This window comes from Fulverythrobacter fulvus (assembly GCF_037154085.1).
In the GTDB taxonomy this organism is placed as follows: Bacteria; Pseudomonadota; Alphaproteobacteria; order Sphingomonadales; family Sphingomonadaceae; genus Andeanibacterium; species Andeanibacterium fulvum.
The window spans coordinates 59,846-84,586 of record NZ_JBANRM010000002.1 but is presented as its reverse complement, the minus strand read 5'-3'; the positions used below and the strand labels follow the sequence as shown (position 1 = coordinate 84,586).

Genomic DNA, 24,741 nt, shown 5'->3' with positions numbered 1-24,741 from the left:
GGTTTCGTATTGTTTGGGAACCGGCGCTTGATCGACTATTTCGCGATTGGCCTGACGCATGGACTGATTGCACTCGCCGCATGGCGATTGCTGTCGCGCGCCGATCTCGATGACGATGCGGCCGATCCGCACACGCCGCGCCGCAAGTCGTGGCGCCGGGGCAAGCCTGCCGAACCGGAAGCGGATGCTTCAGATGCTTGACGCGATCCTGTTCCTGTTCGTGATGGGCATGCTGGCGCTGGGCCTGCGCAAGCCGTTCATCTGGGTGCTGGCCTATCTCTACATCGATGTGATCGCCCCCCAGAAGATCGGCTGGACGCTGATGCAGCTCCTGCCCTTTTCGCTGATCGCCTTCGTGGCCGCCTTTGCCGGCTGGCTGCTGGCCGACAGCAAGGAGGGCAGCCGCTTCACGTTTCGCCAGGGCCTGATCCTCGTCCTGCTGATCTATTGCGGCATGACCACGCTGATGGCCGACTTCCCCAAGGAAGCGATGGAGAAATGGGGCTGGGTCTGGAAGGCGATGGTCTTCGCGATCTTCCTGCCGCTCACCCTGCGCACGAAACTGAGGATTGAAGCGGCCGCGCTGGTGATGGTCCTTTCCGTCGGGGCGATCATCATTTCGGGCGGGATCAAGACTCTGCTGGGCGGCGGCGGCTATGGCGCGCTCTATTTCTTCGTGAACGACAATACCGGGCTGTATGAAAGCTCGATCATCTCCTGCGTGGCCATCGCGATCATTCCGCTGATCCTGTGGCTGGCGAAATATGGCACGATCTATCCCACTGACTGGCGAGTAAAGCTGATTGCGGGCGGGTTGATCTTCGCCGCGCTGCTGATCCCGGTGGGCACCGAGGCGCGCACTGGCCTGCTGTGCATCGGCGTGCTGGCGGTGCTGATGCTGCGCAGCGTCAAGCGCCGGTTTCTCTACATGGCGCTGGGCGGCGTGGCATTGCTGATGGCAGTGCCCTTCCTGCCCAAGAGCTTTACCGACCGCATGAGCACGATCGAGAAGCATGAGGGCGATGAATCCGCTTCCACTCGTGTGGCGGTGTGGATGTGGACGCTGGACTATGTGAAGGACCACCCGCTGGGCGGCGGCTTCGATGCCTATCGTTCCAACAGCTTCACTTACAAGACGAAGGTCACGCTCGACATGGGCGGAGGCATCACCCAGACCGAGACGCAGGATGTGACCGACAAGGGCCGCGCCTATCACTCCAGCTATTTCGAGATGCTGGGCGAACAGGGCTGGCCGGGCTTCATCCTGTGGATCTGGCTGCATGTGTTGGGCCTGTGGCAGATGGAGCGGCTGCGGCGGCGCTATATCCAGCGGGCGAAGACCGATCCCAGGCCGGAAGACGCGTGGAAGGGCCCGCTCGCCACGGCGCTGCAGCAGGCGCAGATCGTCTATCTGGTCGGCTCGCTGTTCGTCGGCATTGCCTATCAGCCCTTCATCCTGATGCTGATCGGCCTGCAATGCGCGCTGTGGGCCTATCTCAACCGGGTTGATTCGCCGGTGCGCAAGCGGATCGGGCCGGGGCGGCGTCCTCATGCCCCGGTGGCGGACGGCGATGCCGTAGCGGCAGGGTCAGCCGCGTTGCACTGAGCCTCACAATGGGCCATGAATCCGCCAATTCCGCGATTGTTGGAGAGGCAGAGACATGACCCCGCAGGACTTCGCAGCCAAGGTTGGCGAAACCATCGGCACTTCGGAATGGCTGCTGGTCGATCAGGAAATGATCGACAAATTCGCCGATGCCACCGGCGATCACCAGTTCATCCATGTGAACCCGCAAATGGCGGCAATGACGCCGTTTGGCGGCACCATCGCCCATGGGTTCCTGACCCTGTCGCTGATCCCGGTGCTGACCGAGAAGAGCGACATCCAGAAGCCCGAAGGGCTCAAGATGGCGCTGAACTATGGCGGCAACCGCGTGCGCTTCCTCCAGCCGGTTCGCTCCGGCAAGCAGGTGCGCGCCCATTTCAAGCTGATCGGCATGGCGGAAAAGCGCCCCGGCCAGTGGGAGCAGACGGTGGAGATCACGCTGGAGATCGAAGGCGAGAGCAAGCCCGGCTATGTCGCCGAATGGATCAGCCTGCTGTTTTTCTAGCGTCGTCCCGGCCTTGAGCCGGGACCGCTGGCCGCCTCGTGCGGCGTTAATGGACACCGATCCCGGATCGAGCCCGGGATGACGAGAGGAAAATCCAATGCGTGATGCAGTCATCGTTTCCACCGCCCGCACTGCCATCGGCCGCGCCTACAAGGGCGCCTTCAACGCCACGCAGGGGCCGACGCTCGGCAGTCATTCGCTCAAGGCCGCGGTCGAGCGGGCCGGAGTGGAAGGCGGCGAGGTGGAAGACCTCGTCTGGGGCTCTGCCCTGCCGCAGGGCAGCCAGACGCCCAACATCGCCCGCCTCGTCGCCCTGCGCGCGGGGCTTCCCGTCACCGTTCCGGGCATGAGCGTGGACCGGCAATGCGCTTCCGGCCTGATGGCCATCGCCACCGCATCCAAGCAGGTGGTGCTGGACGGCATGGATATCGTGGCCGCCGGCGGGCAGGAATCGATCAGCACGGTGCAGACCAAGGAACTGCGCGTGGCCTTCGACATGGAACTGATCGCCATGCACAACGCCACCTATATGCCGATGCTGCAGACGGCGGAGATCGTGGCCAAGCGCTATGGCATCAGCCGCGAGGCGCAGGATGCCTATGCCCTGCAATCCCAGCAGCGCACTGCCGCCGCGCAGGCCGCTGGCAAGTTCGATGACGAGATCGTTCCGGTTACCGCCACCATGGCCGTGGCGAACAAGGAAACGGGCGAGATCGCCAAGCATGAAGTGACCATCGCCAAGGATGAAGGCAACCGGCCCGAGACGACGCTGGAAGGCCTGGCCTCGCTCAATCCGGTGGTGCCCGGCGGAGTCATCACCGCAGGCAATGCCAGCCAGCTTTCGGACGGCTCCAGCGCATTGGTGGTGATGGAAGCCTCGCTTGCGGAAAAGCGCGGGCTCCAGCCGCTTGGCCGCTATGTCGGCATGGCGGTCGCCGGCACCGAGCCTGACGAGATGGGCATCGGCCCCGTCTTCGCCGTGCCGAAGCTGCTGGAACGCAACGGCCTCAAGATGGACGATATCGGCCTGTGGGAACTGAACGAGGCCTTTGCCGTGCAGGTCCTCTATTGCCGCGACCGGCTGGGCATTCCCGACGAGCTGCTCAACGTCAATGGCGGCTCGATCTCTATCGGCCACCCCTATGGCATGACGGGCGCGCGCTGTACCGGTCACGCCCTGATCGAAGGCAAGCGCCGGGGCGCGAAATATGTCGTGGTGACGATGTGCGTCGGCGGCGGCATGGGCGCGGCCGGGCTGTTCGAAGTGTTCTGAGGCAGGGTGAAAAGGGGGCCGAAGGTTACGCGAAACGGCCCCCGAAACCCTGTGACTTTCACCGGATATTTGAAAGGTTTTTCAAAAGCTTGTTCTGAAATTACGGCGCGGCGAATGTGACTTTCCGCGCGGGGGCTGTGTCACGCCGCTTTTGCGAGCGGAAACGCTGACGATGGGAAAGAGCGGCCGGCACCCTAGCGCGCAGGGGCGATGTAGGAAAATGTTATAAGCCCCGTCACCCCGGCCTTGTGCCGGGGTCCAGCTTGCGGTTGCCCCGCACGAATACCGGGATACCCGATCCACCCTTAGCTGGACCCCGGCACAAGGCCGGGGTGACAGGAGAGCTTCACGCCACCGCGTGCAGTTTCGAACCCTTCGTGCCCGGATTGGCGCGCATCCATTCTTCCACCACGGGGGCAATGCGTCCGCGCCACTTGCTGCCGTTGAAGATGCCGTAATGGCCGACATCGGGGGCGAGGTGATAGAGCTTCTTCGCCTCGGGCAGATTATGCGCCAGGTCCAGCGCGGCCTTGGTCTGCCCGATGCCGGAGATATCGTCGCGCTCGCCCTCGATCGCCAGCAGTGCCGTGTCGCGGATCGCGCCCAGATCGATCAGCTTGCCGCGATGGACGAACTTGCCGCGCGGCAGGGAATGTTCCTTGAACACATGCTCCACTGTCTGGAGATAGAATTCCGCCGTCAGGTCGCAGACCGAGAGATATTCGTCATAGAAGGCCTTGTGCGAAGCCGCCCCGTCGCCATCGCCTTCGATCAGATGATTGAAGTACTGGTAATGGCTCATCAAATGGCTGCCCAGGTTCATCGCGATGAAGCCGGACAGCTGCAGGAAGCCGGGATAGACCTGCCTTCCGGCGCCCGGATAGGCAACCGGCACAGTGGCGATCACATGGTTGCGGAACCAGCTGAGCGGCCGGTCGGTCGCCACGTCGTTCACGCTGGTAGGCGATGCGCGGGTGTCGATCGGACCGCCCATCATGGTCAGGCTGGCCGGGCGGCAGGGGTGGTCTTCCGCGCCCATGATCGCCGTTGCGGCATAGGCAGGCACGGACGGCTGGCACACGGCCATCACATGGGTGTTGGGGCCCAGGAAGGTCAGGAATTCGATCAGATAGTCGATATAATCGTCCAGATCGAAATGGCCCTTGTGCATCGGCACCATCTTCGCGTCGGCCCAGTCGGTGACATAGACGTCCTGATGCTCGATCATTCGCGCCACCGTGCCGCGCAGCAGCGTGGCGTAATGGCCGCTCATCGGTGCGACCACCAGCAGGCGCGGCGCATCTTCCGGCAGGCCTTCGCGGCGGAAATGCTTCAGGTCGCAGAAGGGCTTGTGCAGCACCACGCTCTCGTTCACCGGCCAGTCCTGCCCGTCGACATAGGCATGGCCCAGATGCCATTGCGGCTTGCCGCGCGGGGCATAGGCATGGGCGAAGACTTCCAGCGCGCTGGCCATCACCGGCGCGGCGCCGGCATAGCCGAGCGGATTGGTCGGGTTGGAGAGAAATTCAGCCCAGACGGAGGCCCAGGTGCTTGCGCCCGAGAGCATGGCGCGCTGGATCTCATATGTATGATAAAGCAAGCGGCGATCCTTGGATGGCCCGACTCCGACCGGCTGAGCGGACCTTTGCCCGGCATTGTGGCGCGTTTCATTTCATTGTGCAATGCAGCACGGATCGGGCGGCGGAGACGGGGCGCCGATCTTCGCTTCATTCCGCCGCCGGATTGGGCTAGGCGCGCGCCATGGCACGCGCACCGCAGAACCGGCCCGATCTAGAACCCGCCAAGTCGCTCGGCCCGCTGGGCATGATCTGGCAGGCGGCGATGCGCTATCCCACGCAGGTCGCGCTCTCGCTTGTCGCGCTGGTGGTGACCGCCGCGGCCACGCTGGCGATCCCGGCGGGCTTCCGCCTGATCATCGACCGGGGCTTTGCCGAAGGCGGCAATCCGGAAGATATCGCGCGCTGGTTCCGTTACCTGTTCATGATCGTCTTCGTGCTGGCCATCGGCACGGGCTGCCGGTTCTATTTCGTCAGCTGGCTGGGCGAACGGGTGATCGCCGATATCCGCAAGGCGGTGCAGTCCAACCTGCTGCGCCTGTCGCCGGGCTTCTTCGAAGAGAACAGCCCGAAGGAAATCTCCTCGCGCATGACGGCGGATACCGCCCAGATCGAACAGGTGGTGGGCACCACTGTCTCGGTCGCCCTGCGCAACCTGATCACTGTGCTCGGCGGAGTGGGCTACCTGTTCTACCTAGCGCCGCAGCTCACTCTGATGCTGGTGGTGGCGGTGCCGGTTGTGGTGTTGCCCATCGTCTGGTTCGGCCGCCGCCTGCGCAAGATCTCGCGCGAGAGCCAGGACCGGGTGGCCGATGTCGGCGCGATGACCACCGAAGTGCTGGGCGCGATGAAGATCGTGCAGGGCTTCAATCAGGAAGGACGCGAGGCCGGACGCTTCGCCGCGATTGTGGAGCGGACCTTCGACACGGCCCGCCGCCGCATCCTGCTGCGTTCGATCATGACCGCCATCGTCATCCTGTTCATTTTCGGATCGATCACCACCCTGATGTGGCGCGGCGCGATCCAGGTTGCCGAAGGTATCCTCAGCGGCGGCACTATCGCCGCCTTCGTCCTCACCGGCGCGCTGGTGGCCGGGGCCTTCGGTTCGCTGACGGAAGTCTATGGCGATCTGCTGCGCGGCGCCGGGGCGGCCAGCCGCCTCAACGAACTGCTCAAGGAAAAGCCCGCCATCGCCCCGCCCGCGCGCCCGCTGGAACTGCCGGTTCCCGCGCGCGGCAGTCTGGCCTTCCAGGGCGTGACCTTCCGCTATCCCACAAGGCCCGAAGTGGCGGCAGTGCAGGATTTCGACCTGACCATCGAACCGGGCGAGACAGTGGCCATCGTCGGCCCTTCCGGTGCGGGCAAGTCCAGCCTGTTCCAGCTGGCGGAGCGTTTCTACGATCCGCAGGCAGGCACGATCCGGCTGGACGGCGTGCCGCTGACCAGCGTGGACCCGGCCGAAGTGCGCCGCCGCATGGCGCTGGTGCCGCAGGAAGGCATCCTCTTCGCCGCCAATGCGCGCGACAATCTGCGCTACGGCAATTGGGACGCATCGGACGAGGCGATCTGGGAAGCGGCCCGCGCCGCCAATGCCGAGGAATTCCTCAGGGCCCTGCCGCAGGGACTGGATACTTATCTGGGCGAGAGCGGCGCGCGCCTTTCGGGCGGCCAGCGCCAGCGCGTGGCGATTGCCCGCGCCCTGCTGCGCGATGCCCCGATCCTGCTGTTGGACGAAGCGACCAGTGCGCTCGACGCGGAAAGCGAACGGCTGGTGCAGCAGGCGCTCGAACGGCTGATGGAGCATCGCACCACGCTGGTCATTGCCCACCGCCTCGCCACCGTGCGCGCGGCGGACCGGATCGTGGTGATGGATGGCGGCCGCATCGTCGAACAGGGCACTCATGCCGAACTGACCGCGGCGGGCGGGCTCTATGCGCGCCTCGCCTCGCTCCAGTTCGACAATGTGGGCTTTGAAAGCGCGAAATAGGGCACATTTTTGCCTTAGGCGGGGCTTGCATTCCGGCGCCCTTTTCGACCAAGTAACAAATGCAACCGATTAACGGCGGCCGTTCGCTGCCGGATGCCGCTATGGCATTGTCCCATGTCCCCCTGACGGAGCCCGGTGCGCCCCCGCGCCGTGCCCGCATGATCGAAGGTTGATTGATGATCCGATCCCTCATCCTCGCCGGTGCCTCGGCCGCGGCGCTTGCCGTTTCCGTTCCCGCCCTTGCCGCCCCGGCCGACAACACGCCCGCGCTCGAAACGCTCGAGCATGAATTCGACGCCGCCCCTGCCGCAGAAGGCGCCGGCGCGCCGGAAATGAGCTTTGGCAGCTGGGGCTTCGATCCCGCCACGCTCGACACTGCCGTGAAGCCGGGCGACGATTTCTTCGCCTACGTCAACGGCAAGTGGGTGCGCGAAAATCCGATCCCGCCGGAATATACCCGTTACGGCGCGTTCAACTATCTCGACGAAAAGTCGAAGACCGACGTGAAGACGCTGATCGACGAGCTGGTCTCGAAGAAGCAGCAGCCCGGTTCGGGCGAGCAGCGCATCGTCGATGCCTATAATGCCTATCTCGATACCGCCGCGATCGATGCGAAGGGCCTTGCGCCCGCCTATCCCTATCTCACCCGCATTTTCCAGGCGAAGGACCTGACGGAACTGAACCAGCTCTTCGCCGAACCCGGCTATCCGGGTCTGGTCGGCGCGGGCATCGCGATCGATGACAAGGACCCGGATGCCTATATCCCGTCCATGGGGTTCAACGGCATGGGCCTGCCGGACCGCGACATGTATCTGGTGGACAGCGAGAAGAACCGCGAGATCCAGGCCAAGTACAAGGACTACCTCGCATGGATGCTGGGCAAGGCAGGCTATGCCGATCCCAGGCCTGCGGCCGAAGCGGTCTATGCCTTCGAACACAAGGTGGCCGAGCTTGAATGGGCCCGCACGGCCCTGCGCAACAGCGACCTGACCTATCACAAGCTGAGCCGCGCGGAACTGGAAGCGCTGGTTCCGCAATATCCGCTCGCCACGCTGCTGGATGCCTCGGGCCTCGGCAAGGTGGAGTATTTCCTCGCTCCGCAGCTTCCGCCGACGAAGGAAAAGGCGGCCGAACTGGGCCTGACGCCCGAGCAGCTGGCCGAGATCGGCGGCGGGTTGCCCGCGATGATGAAGCTGGTGGCCGAAACGCCGCTGCCCACGCTCAAGGCGTTCATGGCCGCGCGCTTCCTTGCCGCCCATGCCGATGTCCTGCCCAGCGAGATCGATCAGGCCAATTTCGATTTCTACGGCAAGGTGCTGAACGGCGCGCAGGAACAGCGCCCGCGCTGGAAGCGCGCGATCGAAGCGACCGAAGCCCAGCTGGGCGAAGTGCTCGGCAAGGCCTATGCCGCGCGCTATTTCCCGGCCGACAGCAAGTCCTCAATGCAGGACCTCGTCGCCAATCTGCGCAAGGCACTGGCGCAGAGCCTGGAAGAAAACACCTGGATGAGCGCCGAGACCAAGGTGCAGGCCGTGGCGAAGCTGGAAAGCTTCTTCCCCAAGATCGGCTATCCCGACAAGTTCGAGACCTATCAGGGGCTGGCGATCAGCCCCGGTGATCCGCTGGGCAATGAAATCGCGACAACCGGCTGGCAGTGGAAGAAGGACCTCGCCCGCCTCGGCACGCCGCCGGATCGTGCGGAGTGGTTCATGCTGCCGCAGACGGTGAACGCCTATTACAACCCCTCCTTCAACGAGATCGTGTTCCCGGCCGCCATCCTGCAGCAGCCCTTCTTCGGGCCGAGCGCGGATATGGCCGTGAATTACGGTGCCATCGGCGGGGTGATCGGCCATGAAATGGGCCACGGCTTCGACGATCAGGGATCGAAATACGATGCCAAGGGCCGTCTGGAAGACTGGTGGACCGATGCGGACCGCAAGGCCTTCGACGCCAAGGGCGACAGGCTGGCGGCGCAATACGACAAGTTCTGCCCGCTCGACGAAGGCAAGACCTGCGTGAACGGCCGCCTGACGCTGGGCGAGAATATCGGCGATCTTTCGGGCCTCAGCCTTGCCTATCGCGCCTACAAGATGGCCTTGGGCGGCAAGGAGGACAAGGTGATCGACGGGCTGACCGGCGACCAGCGCTTCTTCCTCTCCTGGGCGCAGGCGTGGCGTTCCTCGATCCGGCCGGAGCGGCTGCGCCAGCAGATGCTGACCGATCCGCATTCCCCGGCCGAATTCCGCGTCAACGGGCCGCTGCCCAATGTGGATGCGTGGTACAAGGCGTTCGACGTGAAGCCGGGCGACAAGCTGTACCTGCCGCCGGAAGAACGCGTCCATATCTGGTAAAAATACCAACGGTTGGTCGGGCCACGCTTGACTTGGCCCGGCCAGCCGCCATCACCCCCGACCCATGGACCTGACGCTCACCGCTATCCTCCTCGGCATTGTCGAGGGCCTCACCGAATTCGTGCCGGTGTCTTCCACCGGCCACCTCATCCTCGCCACGGAGCTGTTCGGCTATGACGCGCACCAATGGGCGATGTTCAATGTCGTGATCCAGCTCGGCGCGATCCTGGCGGTGGTGGTGCAATATTGGCGGACTTTCTGGAGCGCTGGCATCGGAATGTTGCGGCTTGAACGCGGCAGCCTGCTGTTCGTGCGCAACATCCTCGCTGCCTTCCTGCCGTCTGCCGTGCTCGGCCTGCTGCTGAAGGATTATATCGACGTGCTGCTCGGCAGCCCCTCGGTAGTGGCATGGGCGCTGATCATCGGCGGTATCGCGATCCTCGCCATCGAGAAGAATGCCCATCCCGGCCCGGAAAGAGGCGTGGCGGAACTGCCGCTCAAGCAGGCTTTGGGCGTAGGCTTCGCGCAATGTCTCGCCATGGTGCCCGGCGTCAGCCGTTCCGGCGCAACGATCATGGGGGCGCTCGCCATGGGCATCGGCCGCAAGACGGCGGCGGAACTGTCCTTCTTCCTTGCCGTGCCGACCATGATCGGCGCCTCCACGCTGGAACTGGCCGGCGGGCATGAGGAAATCGCGGCCGGCGTCGCCACGGTCGGCTGGGACGAGATCGCCATCGGCTTCGTGGTGAGCTTCGTGGTCGCGCTGATCGTGATCCGCGCCTTCATCGCCTATGTCAGCCGCCACGGCTTCTCGCCCTTCGCCTGGTACCGCATCGTGCTGGGCGCGGCGGCGGTCGCGTGGCTCGCCTTGCGCTGATCGCCCGGGCGAGGTTAGAACTCCCGCTTCCAAAGGGGGGAGCGACCGGCGCATGGGCAAGCTCAAGGGCAAGCAATATGAAAAGCTGCTGGAACCGCTGCAGATCGGTCTGATCTCCATGGCACAATGGGCCAAGGTAACCGGCGCAAGGGTGCTGGTCCTGTTTGAAGGGCGCGATGCCGCGGGCAAGAGCGGGGTCATCAACGCCATCACCGCCCCGCTCAATCCGCGCCAGTGCCGTACCGTGGCGCTCGCCAAGCCGAGCGAGCGCGAGGCCGGGCAGTGGTATTTCCAGCGCTATGTCGAACATCTGCCCAGCGCCGGGGAAATCGTGCTGTTCGATCGTAGCTGGTATAATCGCGCGGGCGTCGAGAAGGTCATGGGCTATGCCAGCGACGAACAGGTCGACGCGTTCCTCGCCCAGGTCCCGATATTCGAGAAGCAGCTGGTCGATGACGGGCTGCTGCTGTTCAAATACTGGCTGACCACCGACCAGGCCGAGCAGGAACAGCGGCTGGCGGAGCGCTATGACGATCCGCTCAAGCGCTGGAAGCTCTCGCCCGTCGATATGGCCGCGCGCGAGCGATACATTGCCTATACTGTGGCGCGCGAGGCGATGCTGAAGGCCAGCCACAGGGAATATGCGCCCTGGACGCTGGTCGATTTCAACGACCAGAAGCGCGGCAGGCTTACCGTGATCAACAATCTGCTGGCCCGGCTACCGGACGTTTCGGTTCCCCCGCCGGAATTCGCCTTCGAACCGCTCGATTACGAACCGGCCGAGGAATATTACAGCGTGGTCAAGCCGATCCCGTCCTACGATTGTTAGGCAACGTGGACAAATTCGGACCTGAATGAGTGTCTGTTATCTGGGGGAACAGCCTGCGGCTTAAATGACAGGAACGGGGTGGATTGCTGCCAGTCCTCAATTCATCATTCCCGCCTTCGCGGGAATGATGAAGTTGAGTGATTAGAATCCTTATCCCAAGCCACCACACCCGCTCGTCCTGAGCTTGTCGAAGGACACGGGAAACCGTCAGCCCCATATCCCTTTGTTGGGCAAGCGCTGGCGCGTGTCCTTCGACAGGCTCAGGACGAGCGGAGATTGGGAATGACCGCAATGTTGTCGTATCCGGACTGGCAGCTTCCCAGTTGGGATTCTGAAAAGCGGCCATGGAAGCTTGCGCCGGAATTTGTTCGCGCCGCCCAGGATTGAGTGCCGCCCCGCCCGATCAGGAATGGCAGGCGGCTTCGGCCTTCATCACCTGCCGTCCGTCCGCGGCAAAGGCGCCCAGTTCCAGCGCATCGCGCGGCCCCTTGAGCGCCAGCACCAGCTCTTCGTCGGCAATTGCCGGGCTCAGCCCGCGAAAGACGAACCGCGCCAGCCGGTTTTCCCCGCAGGCCCGCGTGGCAAGGCGCAGCAGCAGGGTCGCGGTCAGCGGGCCGTGGACCACCGGGCCGCGATAATTCTCCACCTCGCGCACGTAATCGGCATCGTAATGGATGCGGTGCGTGTTGAAGGTCAGCGCGGAATAGCGGAACAGCAGCGGCAGGGTCGGCACGATCCGTTCCACTGCGTCCCATCCGCTTTCGTCGAAGCGCGTCTCGTCCAGCGGCGGCGGGGCGGGCGGCGTTCCGGGCGGCGGGGCATCGCGATAGACCAGCGTCTGCTTCTCGCTGACGGCGGGGGCATTGTCGGAACGGGTCTCGTGCGCCAACGTGACGAAAGTCAGCTTGCCGCTGCCGCCCTGCTTTTCCTCGATGGCCTCGATCCGGCTGACACGCTCGATCCGGGCGCCGATCTGGATCGGGTTATGGAAGGTCAGCGAACTGCCCGCCCACATGCGGCGCGGGGCGGCAACCGGGCGCAGGAAGCTGCCGGGCGAGCCGTCCGGCGCCGGGTGCCCATCCGGCCCGAGCCGCGCCGTGGGCGTTTCCGGCACGCACAGGCACCAGTGGATCCCTTGCGGCATCGGGCCGTCCCCGCGCGGAGTGAGGTTGAGCGTGGCGAGCCAGCGATGCGCCAGCGGCACGCCCATTCGGTCGGTCTGGCGCTCTTCGCGGCCGATCCAGTCTTGCGCGTCGGTCATGGATTATCCTGCCTATTCGCCCGGGGAGGATTGAACGGCGGTGGAGGCAGGCGCCGCCGGCGTGGCGGAGGGTTCCTCCAGTGCCTCGGGCTGAAGTCGGCGCTGCTCGATCATCTGGGCCGCCTCGTCCAGCGCGCGGGCTTCGGCCACGGTCACGCCGCCCGGGCCGGGATCGGTATCGTTGGGGCCGCAGCCCGCCAGCAGCAGGGCCGGTGTCATCGGCAGGAGAGCAAGGAAGCGCATGGGCGGATCATAATGCATTGCGGCCAAAGAAAAAGCGGGCGCGAACCCCTAGAGTCCGCGCCCGCCCTGTTTCTGTCCGGCCCGACCAGATAGCTGGCCGGCGGCGCCGTGCCTCAGTTGGCGTTCTCGGCCTCGGCAGCGGCGGCTTCCACGTCGGCGGCCGCGGCGGCAGCGGCATCGCCGGCAGCGTTCGCGGTGGTGGTCGCATCGTCGGCCGGCTCGGCATCCTCGGTCGCACCGACATCGGCGGCGGGCAGGGCACCGGCGTCTTCGGCTCCGCTCATCGCTTCGTCCGCAGGCACTTCGACATCATCGGCCATCGCTTCGGTGGAGGCGTCGTCGGAGCTGCCGCAGCCGGCCAGCGTCAGGGCGACGGCCGATGCCAAGGCGATGTGTGCAATCTTCTTCATGGGAATCCCTCTTCCAATCCAGGAATGGCGGGAGGCAAAATCAGGCGCTCCCTGCCTTCAAGCCTAGCCAAGGCGGCCCGCGATGCAATGCCAATCTGCCCGGTTCCGATTCCGTTTGACGGCGAACCGTGCAAAAAATATGATATCATAATTATATCATTCAGGGGAGATTCGCCATGTCGGATTCCAATCGGGCGATGACTGTAAGCCGGGAAATGCCGGCCAGCACCTTCAACGGCTACACCATGTTGCTGATCCTGCTGGGGCTTACCGCCATTGGCGGATGGTGCATCGCGGCGCTGAAAGGCGGGGCTGACCCGGTGCTGGGCCTGCCGTTGGCGCTTTGCATCCTGTTCTTCGTGCTGATCCTGGCGGGCTTCTACATGGTGCAGCCCAACCAGGCCTATGTCATTACCCAGTTCGGCGCCTATCGCGGTACGGACCGCACGCAGGGCCTGCGCTGGGTGTGGTTCTGGCAGGGACGGCGCAAGATCAATGTGCGCGCGCATAACGTCCATTCCGAACGGGTGAAGATCAACGATCTGCGCGGCAATCCCATCGAAGTGGCATGCAACGTGGTGTGGCGCGTGCAGGATACGGCGCAGGCCAGTTTCGACGTGGACGATTATCGCGAATTCGTGAACATCCAGATCGAGGCGGGGCTGCGCACCGTGGGCGCGCGCCATCCCTATGACGACATGAGCGATGACGACAAGACGACCCTGCGCGGCAGCGCCGATGTGATCAGTTCCGAATTGCAGGCCGAGTTGAACGACCGGCTGAAGGTCGCCGGCATCATCGTGGACGAGGCTGGCCTCACTCATCTGGCCTATGCGCCCGAAATCGCCGGGGCGATGCTGCGGCGCCAGCAGGCCGAAGCCGTGATCGCCGCGCGCACCAAGCTGGTGATGGGCGCCGTGGGCATGGTGGAAGATGCGCTGAAGAAGCTGGCAGAGGATGGCGTGGTGGACCTGGATGACGAGCGTAAGGCCGCCATGGTTTCCAACCTGATGGTGGTGCTCTGCGGCGACCGCGAGGCGCAGCCGGTAGTGAACACGGGCACGCTCTACCAGTGATCTGAACCATGGCCGGCCCCGCAAAGAAAGCCTTCGCCCTCAGGCTCGATCCCGCGCTCTTCGCGGCGCTGGAACGCATGGCCGCGCAGGATCTGCGCTCGGTCAATGCCGAGGTCGAAGTGCTGCTGCGCGAGGCGCTGGCCCGGCGCGGAGTGAAGGTTCCGGTGGGCGATGCACCGCGCCGGGGCCGCCCGCCCAAAGAGACGGAGTAAACCCGATGCTGCACAAATTCCTCGAACCGGGCGACTGGTTCGCGCCCAAGAAATACGGCTATGGCTCCGGCCTGCCGATTGCCTGGCAAGGCTGGGTAGTGATGGGCGCCTATATGCTCGTCGTTCTCGGCGCCTTGCTCGCCATCGGAACCGGGGATTCTGTCGCAATCATTGCCTCCACGGCTGTGGTTCTCGGCGCTACCGTGGTGTTGATGCTCATCGCTCGCAAGCGCACGCGCGGCGGGTGGAAATGGCGTTCGGGCGAGGACGACGACACGCCCAGGGGCGGCAGTCGGGGTGGGCGCCAGCGCCCCAAGGGCCAGCGCTGAAACGCGGTTAGCCGCTCCTTAACCGCGCAAATGCTAGGGCCGCCGCCATGGAGACCCGCATCCGCCTTTCGCTCGCTCTTGGCATGGCCGCGCTCGCGGCGGCTTCCGCCCCGGCCCTTCTCGCCCAGGGCGGCAGCGCGCCCTATCAGGTGGTCGAGACCGGGCGCAGCTATGCCAAGCTGCAGCAGGCAGTCGATGCGATCGGCGGGGGCAAGGGATCGATCTCCATCGCGCCCGGCCTCCATGCCGATTGCGCGGTGCAGACGGCGGGGAGCATTTCCTATCTTGCGGCAGAGCCGGGCAAGTCCGTGCTGGATGGCGTGACCTGCGAAGGCAAGGCGGCGCTGGTGCTGCGCGGCAAGAATGCCACTATCACTGGCCTCGTCTTCCAGAACCTGCGCGTGCCCGATGGCAATGGCGCGGGCATCAGGCTGGAACAGGGCAACCTCACTATCGCGCAGAGCTGGTTCCGCGACAGCCAGCAGGGCATCCTTACCGGCGAGGCGCAGAACGGGCGCATCGTGATCGACAAGTCCACCTTTACCCGGCTGGGCACTTGCGAAGGTGCGGGCGGCTGTGCCCATTCGATCTATATCGGCGATTACGGCCAGCTGCGCGTTACTCGCAGTCGCTTCGAACAGGGGCGCGGCGGCCATTACGTGAAATCGCGCGCGGCGCAGGTGCAGATCGCTTCCTGCAGCTTTGACGATACGGGCGGGCGCGGCACCAATTACATGATCGACCTGCCGGCCGGCGCAACCGGGCAGATCACCAATAATTGGTTCGTGCAGGGGACCGACAAGGAAAACCGCTCTGCCCTGATCGCCGTGGGCGCGGAAGATTTGCGGCATACATCGGACGGACTGCAGATTTCGGGCAACGATGCCCGCCTCGCCCCGCGCGCCCAGCCGACCGTGTTCGTGGCGGACTGGACCGGGCACCGCCTTGCCATCGGGCAGAACAAGCTGGGTCAGGGGCTGACGCGCTACGAACGGCGGTGATTCGCGCCATTCGTTACCCCGCTAGTCATCCCGGACTTGTTCCGGGATCCCGCTTTCTTTTCACTATCGCAGCTGGCTTTGAAGCTGGACCCCGGAAAAGGTCCGGGGTGACAAAATGGGTGTCTAAACCAGCAAATGCCCCGCGCCGTCGCGCTTGGTATCGAGATAGCGCTGGTTGTGCGGATTGGCGGGCAACTGGTGCGGTACGCGTTCGATCACGCTGACCCCTGCCGCTGAAAGCGCCGCGACCTTTTCCGGATTGTTCGTCATCAGCCGCACATTGGGCACGCCCAGCAGATCGAGCATCCGCGCGGCAGTGGCGAAGTCGCGCGCTTCTTCCGGGAAGCCAAGCCGACGGTTCGCCTCCAGCGTATCGAAGCCCTGATCCTGCAGGCGATAGGCGCGCAGCTTGTTGACCAGGCCGATGCCGCGCCCTTCCTGCCTGAGATAGAGCAGCACGCCCCAGCCGCCTGCCTGCGCCTCATGCGCCATGGCGTGGAGCGCGGCGTCGAGTTGCGGCCCGCAATCGCATTTGAGGCTGCCGAGGATGTCGCCGGTCAGGCATTCGGAATGGAGCCGCACCAGCGGCGGGCGGTCCGCGTTCTGCTGTCCGATTATCAGCGCGACATGTTCGCGCAGATCGTCGGCACTGCGGAAGGCGACGATTTCCGCATCCTCGCTCGCCGAAACAGGCAGGCGCGCGCGCGTGGCGATGGAAAGGCGCTGCGCATCCGCCAGCGCGGCGACATCGCCCGGAGCCACTGGCTGGGCTTCCCCGGCGTTCACCGGGTCCACCAGAAAGGCCGGAAGGATGCCCGCGATCCGCGCCAGTTCCAGCGCGGCTGCGGCAGCCTCGCGCCAGTCGAGATGCTCGGCCAGGAACGGGCCCTTCATCGGCGCCGATAAGTCCAGCGACGGGTCCGCGATCGGCAGGGCGGCGGCAAGGTCGAAAGGCTCGGTCCCGCGCATCAGCACCGGGGCATGCGGCTCTGCCGCCTCGCGCTGGTTGGCGAGCTTGAGCGTGGCCGCCCGCGCGGCGGAGATCAGCATCTGGCGCGACGAGGCGCCCGGCGCGATGGCGGTTTCCACCGGCAGCAGGATAGGGCCGCCCTCCAGTGCCAGCGGCCAGCCGTGGCGCAACGCGTCCACGGCCTGCGCCGCCCGGCGCGAGGGCGAGGGATTGCTCAGAGTGCAAACTCCGTGATCAGCGGCACATGATCGCTCGGCTTGTCCCAGTCGCGTGCCGCTTCCAGCACGGAATGGCCGACAGCCTGCTTCGCCAGTTCGGGCGAGGCCCACATATGGTCCAGCCGGCGGCCGCGATCATTGGCCTTCCAATCCGGCGAGCGATAGCTCCACCAGCTGTAATAGTGTTCGGGCGCCTTGATCAGTTCCCGCCCGATATCCACCCAGCCATGCGCGTCCTTGAAGCGCTGGAGGGTTTCCACTTCGATCGGGGTGTGGCTGACCACCTTGAGCAATTGCTTGTGATTCCACACATCGCATTCGAGCGGGGCGACATTGAAATCGCCCACGATCAGGGTTGGCCGGTCCACTGTGTCGGCCCAGCGGGTCATCCGCTCGAAGAAATCGAGTTTCTGCCCGAACTTGGGATTGATCGTGCGGTCCGGCTCGTCTCCGCCAGCCGGAATATAGACGTTCTCGAGGATCATGCCCTGGCCCGGCCCGAGCAGTTCCACGCCCACATGGCGGGCCTCGCCATTGTCCTGCCAGTCATGCCGCGAGAATTCGCGCAAGGGGATGCGGCTGACCGTGGCGACGCCGTGATAGCCCTTCTGCCCGTGGATCGCGCGGTGGGTATATCCCAGCTCGTCGAATGCCTTGTGCGGGAAGCTCTCTTCGATCGTCTTGATTTCCTGCAGGCAGAGCACGTCGGGCGCCTCCTCCTGCAGGAAGCGTTCGACGATCGGCATGCGCAGGCGCACCGAATTGATGTTCCAGGAAGCGATCTTGACCATGGCCGGGGGAGATAGGGGGGATGGAACGGGGCGGCAAGGGTGAGGGTGCTTATGCGAGGTGGGTCCCGCTTCCCCACCCGGCCACGCTGGCAATTATGCTGTCTGGGGGGCCGGGTGGGGGAGCGGGCTGGCACGGCCCCGGCGGACCATCGTTCGCCTTGAGCGGCACGGCTGCACGACCGCCGGAATGGGAAAACAAAGAACCCCCGTCCCGGGGGCATTGGGACGAGGGTTCCGTTTGAGCGTTCGTCACGCTGTACAAGGCAGCTTGCTTGGCGGAGGTCAGGGCAACAGGGGGGAAACCCTCCTCGCGCCGCCTTGTGAAACTGTTTTAGGGTCCTTCAGATTGCTGCCTCCTGAACAGGTGAAAGCAGTTCATCGCAGGCCAGTTTCGGCTTGCTGTCAGGCCGTTTAACCCGGGCGACGAGTCGTTACGCGGGGGTCGCGCCACTTGAACGTCGAGTCGGGAATCGCGACTCCGTAACGGTGGTCGGACAGGCGCACGGTGGTGCGCTGATTCTGCGAATCGAGTGCCACCCAGCTCACCAGTTCCAACCCGCCCGGCGCGCCCGGCTTCTTCACGAAGATCAGGGTGATCACGCCATATTCGGGCTTCTTCGGGTCCTTCACCTCGATACTGACGATATCGGGGCTGGAGGTCGGCTGGATCTTGCCGAACTGGGCCACATCGCGCGATGGGTCCAGCAGGGCGCCAAGCGGCGAATTCTTGATCGGCCAGCGCTGCACCTGCGCCACGTCATAGTCGATCATGGTCAGCGAACTGCCATTGCCGACGATCAGCAGGTTCACGCCCTTTTCGTATTCGAAACGAATCCGGCCGGGCTGCTTCAGGCTGAGCACGCCCTTCACTCGCTGGCCGTTGCGGTCCGTCTGAGTGAAGTTCGCCTTGAGCGTGGAGATTGCGCGCAGCGCGCCCACCGCCTGATCCAGCCGCGCATCGCTGGCGGCCGCGGCAGGGGCGGGAAGAGCGGGTGCCAGTGCCAGCGAAGGCACGGCGAGCGCCAGCGCACCGGCAATGACCGGGCGGATGGCGCTCTTCGAAAATGCAGAGATCGTGTTCATGCCCCGCCTGTTAGCACGAAGCCTTGAACTGTGCGTGAATTCCGGACCGGGCCGGAATTCAGCTTACTTGATCTTGGCTTCCTTGAACTCGACGTGCTTGCGAGCAACCGGATCGTACTTGCGGAAGCTGAACTTTTCGGTCGTGTTGCGCGGGTTCTTCTTGGTCACATAGAAGAAACCGGTGTCGGCGGTGGAGACCAGCCGGATCTTGACGGTTGCGGGCTTCGCCATGGCTCTATCCTAAATCTATCTGATGGCCACAGCGGGCCAAAACAACAAAGCGGTGCGCGTGGCACCGCCTACAGGGGGCGGCCATTGCGTCAGAAGTGGCCGAAAGTCAAGCGCGACGGTGCCATTCTACCACTCCACCTTGCCGCGTCCGGCCTTTACGCTGCCGCGCTTCTTCTTGGACTGTAGACGCGCTTCCTTGCCTATCCGGTTCAGGCGGCTCTTGGCGCGCTTCTTCGGCTCACGCTGGGCTTCTTCCAGCAGCTGTGTGAGTCGCGCGCGGGCATCGGCGCGGTTCATTTCCTGGGTGCGGTGATTGCGGGCGGCGATCACGATTTCGCCCTTCGCATTCATCCGGCTGCCCGCCAGTTCCTTCAGCCGGTGGAAGACGGGCGGCGAAAGGCGCAGCGCATAGACATTCACGCGCAGCTGGACGGCCGTGGCGACCTTGTTGACGTTCTGCCCACCGGGGCCGGATGCGGCGATGAAGCTCTCTTCCGCCAGCGCCAGCGCACGCGGAACGAGATCGTCCTCAGTCATCGCCGCCAGTAAAGCCGAACACGGCAAAATCGGCGGGCATCGGCGCGGCGGCGGCAATCGGGGCCTTCCCCTCGCGCTCCAGCAGCAGGGCCGATGCGTGCAGCATGGTGCGCCCCACGCGCGAATCGCGCTTGCCGTAGACGGGATCGCCCGCCAGCGGGAAGCCGATGCCCGATGCGGCATGGACGCGAATCTGGTGCGTGCGCCCGGTGATCGGCTTGAACTCCACCAGCGTCACGCCGTTCTTCACTGCGATTCGCCGCCAGTGAGTGACAGCGGGCTTGCCCTTCCTGGCCGGGATCATGCGCCAGCCATCGGCCGCGCTGCTGATCTTGGAAAGGGACAGTTCCACTGTGCCTTCTTCCTGCGCGACTTCGCCGGCGAGGATGCCGAGATAGGTCTTCTCCACTCGCCGTTCCTCGAAGGCCTGCGAGAATCGCTTCAGGGCCTTGGGATTGCGGGCGAGCAGCAGGCAGCCGGACGTATCCATATCGAGCCGGTGCGCGGGGGCGGGCGCGCGCTGGAAGCCCAGCCGCAATTCGCCCAGATGATCGTCGAGCGATTCGCCCCCGGCGCGTGGCCGGTCGAGCGGCATGCCGCCCGGCTTGTCGATCACCAGCGCTTCGGCATCTTCGAACAGGATGCGGTCGGCAAGGTTCGACCAGCGGCTCATGCCAGCGCCCCCGCAATGCGCCGCATGGCTTCCGCCAGCACGGCATCGTCGGCGGCAAAGCTGATGCGGAAGCCGTCGCGCCCGCCAAAAGCCGATGCGGCGACCACTGCCACGCCATGATCGAGCAGATGCATCGCCAGCGCCTCATCGTCGCCGAAACGCTCCATCAAGGGCGCCGCGTCGATGAAGCAATAGAAGGCGCCGTCCGGCACCGGGGTCGACAGGCCGGGGATCGCGTTGATCGCACCCACCACCATGTCGCGCCGCGCGCGGAAACGTTCGCGCCATTCGCCCAAGAACTCCTGCGGCCCTTCGAAAGCGGCCACGGCAGCGGCCTGGCTGATCGAGGCGGGATTGCCCGAGCTGTGCGATTGCAGCCGCCCCATGGCAGAGATCAGCCATTCCGGGCCCGTCGCCACGCCGATGCGGAAGCCGGTCATCGCGTGGCTCTTCGACACGCCCGAGACAGTGCAGATGCGGTCGGCAAGGTCAGGGCAGAGATTGGCCAGGGTCGCATGTGGCTGGCCGGTATAGATCAGCGGCGCATAGATATCGTCGGACAGCACCAGCACGCGCGGATGGCGGCGCAGCACTTCGCCGATGCCCAGCAGCATTTCCGCGGGATAGACCGCGCCCGTGGGATTGCCGGGGCTGTTGAGCATCAGCCACTGCGTCTGCGGCGTGATCAGCGCCTCCACATCGGCGGGGCTGAAGCGGAAATTGTCTTTCGCACGGGTGATCAGCGGCACCACGCGGCCACCGGCAAAGCGGATGATCTGCGGATAGCTGACCCACCAGGGCGCGGGCACGATCACTTCCTCGCCGGGGCTGAGCGTGGCGAGCAGCGCATGAAAGATCGCCTGCTTGCCGCCTGCGCTGACGATCACCTGTTTCGGATCGGCCTCGATCCCCAGATCGCGCTTGAAATGCAGCGCGGCGGCTTCCTTCAGTCGCATCGTGCCGGTGACGGGAGTATATTTCGTCTGCCCCGCATCCAGCGCCGCCTTGGCCGCCGCGATCACATGGGCGGGAGTGGCGAAATCGGGCTCGCCTACGGAAAGGGAGATGATATCCCGGCCCTGTTCGCGCAGTTCGGTCGCGCGGTCGGTCATCGCCGTGGTGCGCGATGGTTCGATGCGGGAGAGCGCCTGCGAAAGGTGCGGCGAGCTCATTGGCCATTCTCCATAAGTTGTGCGGCCATCAATCCGCGCGTGGCGTTGCCCAGCAGGAAACCCTCCGCAAGATCGGCCACGGTAAGCTCCGCCTCCACCGCCTTGCCTGCATCGATCAGCGAACGGCGCAGCACGCCGGGCAGCAGGCCGAGCCGGAGCGGCGGGGTAAGCAGCATACCATCCCGTTCGACAAAGATATTGGTGAAGCTGCCTTCGGTAATCAGCCCGTCGTCGCGCAGCAGCAGTGCTTCGTTCGCGCCCGCTTGCTTCGCCAGATCGAAGGCCATTTCGTAAAAGGCGCGGTCGGTGGATTTATGGCGCAGGCGCCAGTCCCCGGTGACGACCGGCAGCGGCACCAGCGCGCAGCGCATCGGCCCGGCGGGCGGGGCGGGCACTGGCCCGGTTTCCAGCGTGGTCGCCCCGCTGCGCGCCAGCAGCAGGCGCAGCTTGGCGGGTTCTTCCAGTTCGAAGCACAAGGCCTGAATCTGGTTGCGCGTCGCATGGCGATCGAAGGCGAAGCCCAGTTCGGCGGCGCTGGCCTTCAACCGTTCGAGATGGAGTTCCAGCAGCGGGATGCCCTTTTCGGGATCGAAGCCCATCGTCTCGATCAGGTCGAACCCGGCGGCGGCCTGCCGCACGAAATCGGCCTTCACCAGGCATTCGCGCCATTCGGACATGGCGGTGCTGTCGGCCACGATGGCGCCGCCCACGCCCATTACCGCCGTGCCGCAGCCGTTTTCTTCCGGCGTCAGGCGGATCGTGCGGATGGCCACGTTGAAGGCGGCGTCGCCATTGGCGGCGATCCGGCCGATGGCGCCGCAATAGGGGCCGCGCACGTCGCGCTCGGTCTCGTCGATCAGTTCCATCGCGCGGATCTTCGGCGCGCCGGTGATCGATCCGCAGGGGAACAGGGCGCGGATCATGTCCATCGCGCCCAGTCCGGGCTGCAATTGCGCGCAGACCGTGGTGGTCATGGTGTGGACGGTGGGATAGGTTTCCACGAGGAACGGCTTTTCCACGCGCACCGTGCCCGCCACTGCAACCCGGCTGACGTCGTTGCGCATCAGGTCCACGATCATCAGGTTTTCCGCCCGGTCCTTGACCGAAGCGGCCAGTTCCTCGGCCAAGGCAGCGTCTTCCGCCGCGTCGCGGCCGCGCGGGCGAGTGCCCTTCATCGGCTTGCAGCGCGCCGCATCGCCTTTCAGGCTGAAGAACAGTTCCGGGCTGAACGACAGCAGCCAGTGCGATCCGTCGAAGATCACCCCGCCATAGCCGGCATTGGCCGAAGGGCGAATCGCGGCATAGAGCGCCAGCGGATCGCCCCGGGTCGATCCGGAAAGCTGCATGGTGAAATTGGCCTGGTAGATATCGCCGGCCTGAATCGCTTCCTGCAGCCGGTTGAACTGCTCGATATAGGCGCCGGTCGAGATCTGCGGCTGCATCGGGCCGATCGAGGGAGGGGCGCCTTCCCCGGCATGGTCTTCCAGCCAGCGCGGCACGTCGGCGGCGGGGATGATCTGCGGATCGTCGAACAGGGCCAGCCAGACAAGCGGCCCCGCCCCACCGGTGCGGGCCTCTGCCAGCGGCATCAGCCGGGGCTCAAGCGCAAGGCCAGCCTCATAGGCTAAATATCCGGCCAGCGTCCCGCCCTGCTCGCGCCGGGCCGTCTCGGCCGCTTCGAGCACGGCGGTGACTTCCTCCGGGCGGCGCGCGACAAAGATCGCGCGCGGGTTTTCGAACAGTTGCGCGTCGCTCGCACCATGCTCGCGCGCGTCATCGAACAGAACAAAGGGTTGCCGCGTGGCCATGCGCCCGGCTTTAGTAAGTTTCCCGCGCAAGTCGAGCGCTTGACCGCGCGTGAGTGCATCAGCATCACCATGCGGCAGCAATTTCAGGGAGCCGGATACCCATGGGTGACATTTTCATCGGCCTCGGCGCCAATGGTGAAAGGCAGGTCCTCACTCTTTCGCGGGCGAACCGCCACGGGCTGATCGCGGGCGCGACCGGCACCGGCAAGACCGTGACCCTGCAGGGCCTGGCCGAGAGCTTTTCGGCCGAGGGCGTCCCGGTATTCGTTGCCGATGTGAAGGGGGACCTTGCGGGTATTTCCATGGCCGGTTCCCCCACCTTCAAGAATGCCGCGATCCTTGAGGCGCGGGCAAAGGAACTGGGCATGGAGGATTATGCCTATTCCGATAATCCGGCGGTGTTCTGGGACCTTTACGGCGAACAGGGCCACCCGATCCGCACCACGATCAGCGAGATGGGCCCGCTGCTGCTCTCCCGCCTGATGGACCTCAACGAAACGCAGGAAGGCGTGCTCAACATCGTCTTCCGTTATGCCGACGAACAGGGCCTGCTGCTGCTGGACCTCGAGGATCTGCAGGCGATGCTGGCCCATGCGGCGGAAAATGCCGGGGAGCTTTCCGCGAAATACGGCAATATCACCAAGCCCAGCGTCGGCACGATCCAGCGCGCCTTGCTGACGCTGGACAGCCAGGGCGGGGCGCAGTTCTTCGGCGAACCGGCGCTGGAGATAAACGACTTCCTGAAAGTGGACGATCAGGGGCGCGGCTACATCAACGTGCTGGCGGCCGACAAATTGATGCGCAGCCCCAAGCTCTACGCCACTTTCCTGCTGTGGCTGCTGGCCGAACTGTTCGAGACGCTGCCCGAAGTGGGCGATCCGGAAAAGCCGAAGCTGGTGTTCTTCTTCGACGAGGCGCACTTGCTGTTCGACGATGCGCCCAAGGCCCTGCAGGACAAGATCGAACAGGTAGTGCGCCTGATCCGCTCCAAGGGCGTGGGCGTCTATTTCGTCACACAGAACCCGATCGACATTCCCGAGGAAGTGGCTGGCCAGCTGGGCAACCGCGTGCAGCACGCCCTGCGCGCCTTCACGCCGCGCGATCAGAAGGCGATCAAGGCGGCGGCCGAAACCTTCCGCATCAATCCCGATCTCGACGTGGCGCAGGCGATCACCGAGTTGAAAGTGGGCGAAGCGCTGGTGTCCACCCTGATGGAAGACGGCGCGCCTTCGGTGGTGCAGCGCACGCTGGTGAAGCCGCCCCGCTCCCGCCTGGGGCCGGTGACGGAAAAGGAACGTGCGATCATCCGCTCGATCAGTCCGGTGGACGGGAAATACGATCAACGCATCGACCGCGAGAGCGCGGAGGAAGTGCTGGCGCAGAAGGCTGCAGACGCCGCCGCCACCGCGCAGGAAGTGGCGGAAAAGGGTGAGGAGGAAGTGAGCCGGCGCGAACGCACCAGCACGTCCATCTGGGGCGCGATCTTCGGCAAGGCCACCAAGCGGGCGACCGGCGCCGTGGCAGGCTCCGCCGCCAGCATCGCCGCCGCGACCATTTCCGGCCGCAAATCGCGCGCCGACCCGATGAAGACAGGTGTGACTGCCGCCGCCGGCTCGATCGCCACCGATCTTGCCGGGCCCTTGGCGGGCCGCTTCGTGCGCAATCTCATTGGCGGGTTGATGCGATAGAATTTGTATAGAATACTTAATTGCCTGAATGTA

25 protein-coding genes are annotated in these 24,741 nt (G+C 64.9%); 13 read left to right on the top strand and 12 right to left on the bottom strand.

Annotated features, from left to right (window positions below):
* Positions 1-27 precede the first annotated feature (27 nt).
* The 4 genes from WFP36_RS06130 (at position 28) to WFP36_RS06115 (ending at position 3,384) form a co-directional block, all read left to right on the top strand.
* Positions 28-201, top strand: a complete 174-nt coding sequence (locus WFP36_RS06130) for a hypothetical protein (protein ID WP_336978841.1) — start codon at positions 28-30, stop codon at positions 199-201.
* Positions 194-1,606 (top strand): putative O-glycosylation ligase, exosortase A system-associated, encoded by a 1,413-nt coding sequence (locus tag WFP36_RS06125; RefSeq protein ID WP_336978839.1) that lies wholly within the window; start codon positions 194-196, stop codon positions 1,604-1,606. Before WFP36_RS06130 ends, WFP36_RS06125 begins: the two co-directional genes overlap by 8 nt.
* Positions 1,607-1,661: 55 nt before the next feature.
* Positions 1,662-2,111 (top strand): MaoC family dehydratase, encoded by a 450-nt coding sequence (locus WFP36_RS06120; protein WP_054531504.1) that lies wholly within the window; start codon positions 1,662-1,664, stop codon positions 2,109-2,111.
* 97 nt (positions 2,112-2,208) lie between these two features.
* Positions 2,209-3,384, top strand: coding sequence for an acetyl-CoA C-acyltransferase (locus tag WFP36_RS06115; protein WP_336978836.1), 1,176 nt, complete (start codon positions 2,209-2,211; stop codon positions 3,382-3,384).
* 346 nt (positions 3,385-3,730) lie between these two features.
* Here the strand turns inward: WFP36_RS06115 and WFP36_RS06110 are convergent, their stop codons facing one another.
* The gene (locus WFP36_RS06110) at positions 3,731-4,984 is read right to left on the bottom strand and encodes a polyhydroxyalkanoate depolymerase (protein WP_336978834.1); all 1,254 of its coding nucleotides are present in this window, start codon (positions 4,982-4,984) and stop codon (positions 3,731-3,733) included.
* Between the two features lie 161 nt (positions 4,985-5,145).
* Between WFP36_RS06110 and WFP36_RS06105 the strand changes: the two genes are divergently transcribed.
* From WFP36_RS06105 to ppk2, 4 genes are all read left to right on the top strand, one after another.
* Positions 5,146-6,948 (top strand): ABC transporter transmembrane domain-containing protein, encoded by a 1,803-nt coding sequence (locus WFP36_RS06105; protein ID WP_336978832.1) that lies wholly within the window; start codon positions 5,146-5,148, stop codon positions 6,946-6,948.
* 176 nt (positions 6,949-7,124) lie between these two features.
* Positions 7,125-9,299, top strand: coding sequence for a M13 family metallopeptidase (locus WFP36_RS06100; protein ID WP_336978830.1), 2,175 nt, complete (start codon positions 7,125-7,127; stop codon positions 9,297-9,299).
* 64 nt (positions 9,300-9,363) lie between these two features.
* Positions 9,364-10,176, top strand: coding sequence for an undecaprenyl-diphosphate phosphatase (locus WFP36_RS06095; protein ID WP_336978828.1), 813 nt, complete (start codon positions 9,364-9,366; stop codon positions 10,174-10,176).
* Positions 10,177-10,228: 52 nt separating this feature from the next.
* The gene (ppk2, locus tag WFP36_RS06090; RefSeq protein ID WP_336978827.1) at positions 10,229-11,005 is read left to right on the top strand and encodes a polyphosphate kinase 2; all 777 of its coding nucleotides are present in this window, start codon (positions 10,229-10,231) and stop codon (positions 11,003-11,005) included.
* A 403-nt stretch (positions 11,006-11,408) separates the two neighbouring features.
* On the opposite strand, the gene WFP36_RS06085 is transcribed toward ppk2, so the two are convergent.
* The 3 genes from WFP36_RS06085 to WFP36_RS06075 form a co-directional block, all read right to left on the bottom strand.
* On the bottom strand, positions 11,409-12,266 hold the full coding sequence (locus tag WFP36_RS06085; protein ID WP_336978825.1) for an HTD2 family dehydratase: 858 nt from the start codon (positions 12,264-12,266) through the stop codon (positions 11,409-11,411).
* Positions 12,267-12,278: 12 nt separating this feature from the next.
* On the bottom strand, positions 12,279-12,527 hold the full coding sequence (locus WFP36_RS06080) for a hypothetical protein (protein WP_336978823.1): 249 nt from the start codon (positions 12,525-12,527) through the stop codon (positions 12,279-12,281).
* Between the two features lie 95 nt (positions 12,528-12,622).
* Entirely contained in the window at positions 12,623-12,919 is a 297-nt protein-coding gene (locus WFP36_RS06075) for a hypothetical protein (RefSeq protein WP_336978822.1), read from the bottom strand.
* A 176-nt stretch (positions 12,920-13,095) separates the two neighbouring features.
* On the opposite strand from WFP36_RS06075, the gene WFP36_RS06070 reads away from it, so the two are divergent.
* Genes WFP36_RS06070 through WFP36_RS06055 form a run of 4 tightly spaced genes read left to right on the top strand, consistent with a single transcriptional unit; the run spans position 13,096 to position 15,537 of the window.
* Positions 13,096-13,995 (top strand): SPFH domain-containing protein, encoded by a 900-nt coding sequence (locus WFP36_RS06070; protein WP_336978821.1) that lies wholly within the window; start codon positions 13,096-13,098, stop codon positions 13,993-13,995.
* A gap of 8 nt (positions 13,996-14,003) precedes the next feature.
* Complete coding sequence (locus tag WFP36_RS06065) at positions 14,004-14,207, top strand: type II toxin-antitoxin system antitoxin (RefSeq protein WP_336978819.1); 204 nt, start codon at positions 14,004-14,006, stop codon at positions 14,205-14,207.
* A gap of 5 nt (positions 14,208-14,212) precedes the next feature.
* Positions 14,213-14,536 carry a hypothetical protein gene (locus tag WFP36_RS06060; RefSeq protein ID WP_336978817.1) on the top strand — a complete coding sequence of 108 codons (324 nt, stop codon included), beginning with the start codon at positions 14,213-14,215 and terminating at the stop codon, positions 14,534-14,536.
* Positions 14,537-14,583: 47 nt separating this feature from the next.
* Positions 14,584-15,537, top strand: coding sequence for a right-handed parallel beta-helix repeat-containing protein (locus WFP36_RS06055; RefSeq protein ID WP_336978815.1), 954 nt, complete (start codon positions 14,584-14,586; stop codon positions 15,535-15,537).
* Positions 15,538-15,660: 123 nt separating this feature from the next.
* On the opposite strand, the gene ribA is transcribed toward WFP36_RS06055, so the two are convergent.
* The 8 genes from ribA to pabB all read right to left on the bottom strand — a co-directional run bounded on the left by ribA (position 15,661) and on the right by pabB (position 23,020).
* Positions 15,661-16,686, bottom strand: a complete 1,026-nt coding sequence (gene ribA / locus WFP36_RS06050) for a GTP cyclohydrolase II (RefSeq protein WP_336978813.1) — start codon at positions 16,684-16,686, stop codon at positions 15,661-15,663.
* Positions 16,687-16,721: 35 nt separating this feature from the next.
* A complete protein-coding gene (locus WFP36_RS06045; RefSeq protein WP_336978812.1) occupies positions 16,722-17,516 on the bottom strand; it encodes an exodeoxyribonuclease III in 795 nt (264 codons plus the stop codon).
* A 411-nt stretch (positions 17,517-17,927) separates the two neighbouring features.
* Entirely contained in the window at positions 17,928-18,599 is a 672-nt protein-coding gene (locus WFP36_RS06040; protein WP_336978811.1) for a LolA family protein, read from the bottom strand.
* Between the two features lie 63 nt (positions 18,600-18,662).
* Positions 18,663-18,830: a 50S ribosomal protein L33 gene (rpmG, locus tag WFP36_RS06035; protein WP_054531523.1), complete on the bottom strand. Its 168-nt coding sequence runs from the start codon at positions 18,828-18,830 to the stop codon at positions 18,663-18,665.
* 126 nt (positions 18,831-18,956) lie between these two features.
* Positions 18,957-19,367, bottom strand: coding sequence for an alternative ribosome rescue aminoacyl-tRNA hydrolase ArfB (arfB, locus tag WFP36_RS06030; RefSeq protein ID WP_054531524.1), 411 nt, complete (start codon positions 19,365-19,367; stop codon positions 18,957-18,959).
* Positions 19,360-20,040 (bottom strand): RluA family pseudouridine synthase, encoded by a 681-nt coding sequence (locus WFP36_RS06025; protein ID WP_336978806.1) that lies wholly within the window; start codon positions 20,038-20,040, stop codon positions 19,360-19,362. The genes arfB and WFP36_RS06025 overlap by 8 nt, the downstream gene beginning before the upstream one ends.
* Complete coding sequence (locus WFP36_RS06020) at positions 20,037-21,212, bottom strand: pyridoxal phosphate-dependent aminotransferase (protein ID WP_336978805.1); 1,176 nt, start codon at positions 21,210-21,212, stop codon at positions 20,037-20,039. The genes WFP36_RS06025 and WFP36_RS06020 overlap by 4 nt, the downstream gene beginning before the upstream one ends.
* Positions 21,209-23,020, bottom strand: coding sequence for an aminodeoxychorismate synthase component I (gene pabB, locus WFP36_RS06015; RefSeq protein ID WP_336978804.1), 1,812 nt, complete (start codon positions 23,018-23,020; stop codon positions 21,209-21,211). Before pabB ends, WFP36_RS06020 begins: the two co-directional genes overlap by 4 nt.
* Positions 23,021-23,121: 101 nt before the next feature.
* Between pabB and WFP36_RS06010 the strand changes: the two genes are divergently transcribed.
* Positions 23,122-24,708, top strand: coding sequence for a helicase HerA-like domain-containing protein (locus WFP36_RS06010; RefSeq protein ID WP_336978802.1), 1,587 nt, complete (start codon positions 23,122-23,124; stop codon positions 24,706-24,708).
* The last annotated feature ends 33 nt before the right edge of the window (positions 24,709-24,741 follow it).

Bases quoted from the DNA above. Each gene is read 5' to 3' on its own strand.
- WFP36_RS06125 (WP_336978839.1), top strand. From the start codon at position 194: ATGCTTGACGCGATCCTGTTCCTGTTCGTGATGGGCATGCTGGCGCTG.
- WFP36_RS06120 (WP_054531504.1), top strand. From the start codon at position 1,662: ATGACCCCGCAGGACTTCGCAGCCAAGGTTGGCGAAACCATCGGCACT.
- WFP36_RS06115 (WP_336978836.1), top strand. From the start codon at position 2,209: ATGCGTGATGCAGTCATCGTTTCCACCGCCCGCACTGCCATCGGCCGC.
- WFP36_RS06105 (WP_336978832.1), top strand. From the start codon at position 5,146: ATGGCACGCGCACCGCAGAACCGGCCCGATCTAGAACCCGCCAAGTCG.
- WFP36_RS06100 (WP_336978830.1), top strand. From the start codon at position 7,125: ATGATCCGATCCCTCATCCTCGCCGGTGCCTCGGCCGCGGCGCTTGCC.
- WFP36_RS06095 (WP_336978828.1), top strand. From the start codon at position 9,364: ATGGACCTGACGCTCACCGCTATCCTCCTCGGCATTGTCGAGGGCCTC.
- ppk2 (WP_336978827.1), top strand. From the start codon at position 10,229: ATGGGCAAGCTCAAGGGCAAGCAATATGAAAAGCTGCTGGAACCGCTG.
- WFP36_RS06085 (WP_336978825.1), bottom strand. From the start codon at position 12,266: ATGACCGACGCGCAAGACTGGATCGGCCGCGAAGAGCGCCAGACCGAC.
- WFP36_RS06080 (WP_336978823.1), bottom strand. From the start codon at position 12,527: ATGCATTATGATCCGCCCATGCGCTTCCTTGCTCTCCTGCCGATGACA.
- WFP36_RS06075 (WP_336978822.1), bottom strand. From the start codon at position 12,919: ATGAAGAAGATTGCACACATCGCCTTGGCATCGGCCGTCGCCCTGACG.
- WFP36_RS06070 (WP_336978821.1), top strand. From the start codon at position 13,096: ATGTCGGATTCCAATCGGGCGATGACTGTAAGCCGGGAAATGCCGGCC.
- WFP36_RS06065 (WP_336978819.1), top strand. From the start codon at position 14,004: ATGGCCGGCCCCGCAAAGAAAGCCTTCGCCCTCAGGCTCGATCCCGCG.
- WFP36_RS06060 (WP_336978817.1), top strand. From the start codon at position 14,213: ATGCTGCACAAATTCCTCGAACCGGGCGACTGGTTCGCGCCCAAGAAA.
- WFP36_RS06055 (WP_336978815.1), top strand. From the start codon at position 14,584: ATGGAGACCCGCATCCGCCTTTCGCTCGCTCTTGGCATGGCCGCGCTC.
- WFP36_RS06045 (WP_336978812.1), bottom strand. From the start codon at position 17,516: ATGGTCAAGATCGCTTCCTGGAACATCAATTCGGTGCGCCTGCGCATG.
- WFP36_RS06040 (WP_336978811.1), bottom strand. From the start codon at position 18,599: ATGAACACGATCTCTGCATTTTCGAAGAGCGCCATCCGCCCGGTCATT.
- rpmG (WP_054531523.1), bottom strand. From the start codon at position 18,830: ATGGCGAAGCCCGCAACCGTCAAGATCCGGCTGGTCTCCACCGCCGAC.
- arfB (WP_054531524.1), bottom strand. From the start codon at position 19,367: ATGACTGAGGACGATCTCGTTCCGCGTGCGCTGGCGCTGGCGGAAGAG.
- WFP36_RS06025 (WP_336978806.1), bottom strand. From the start codon at position 20,040: ATGAGCCGCTGGTCGAACCTTGCCGACCGCATCCTGTTCGAAGATGCC.
- WFP36_RS06020 (WP_336978805.1), bottom strand. From the start codon at position 21,212: ATGAGCTCGCCGCACCTTTCGCAGGCGCTCTCCCGCATCGAACCATCG.
- pabB (WP_336978804.1), bottom strand. From the start codon at position 23,020: ATGGCCACGCGGCAACCCTTTGTTCTGTTCGATGACGCGCGCGAGCAT.
- WFP36_RS06010 (WP_336978802.1), top strand. From the start codon at position 23,122: ATGGGTGACATTTTCATCGGCCTCGGCGCCAATGGTGAAAGGCAGGTC.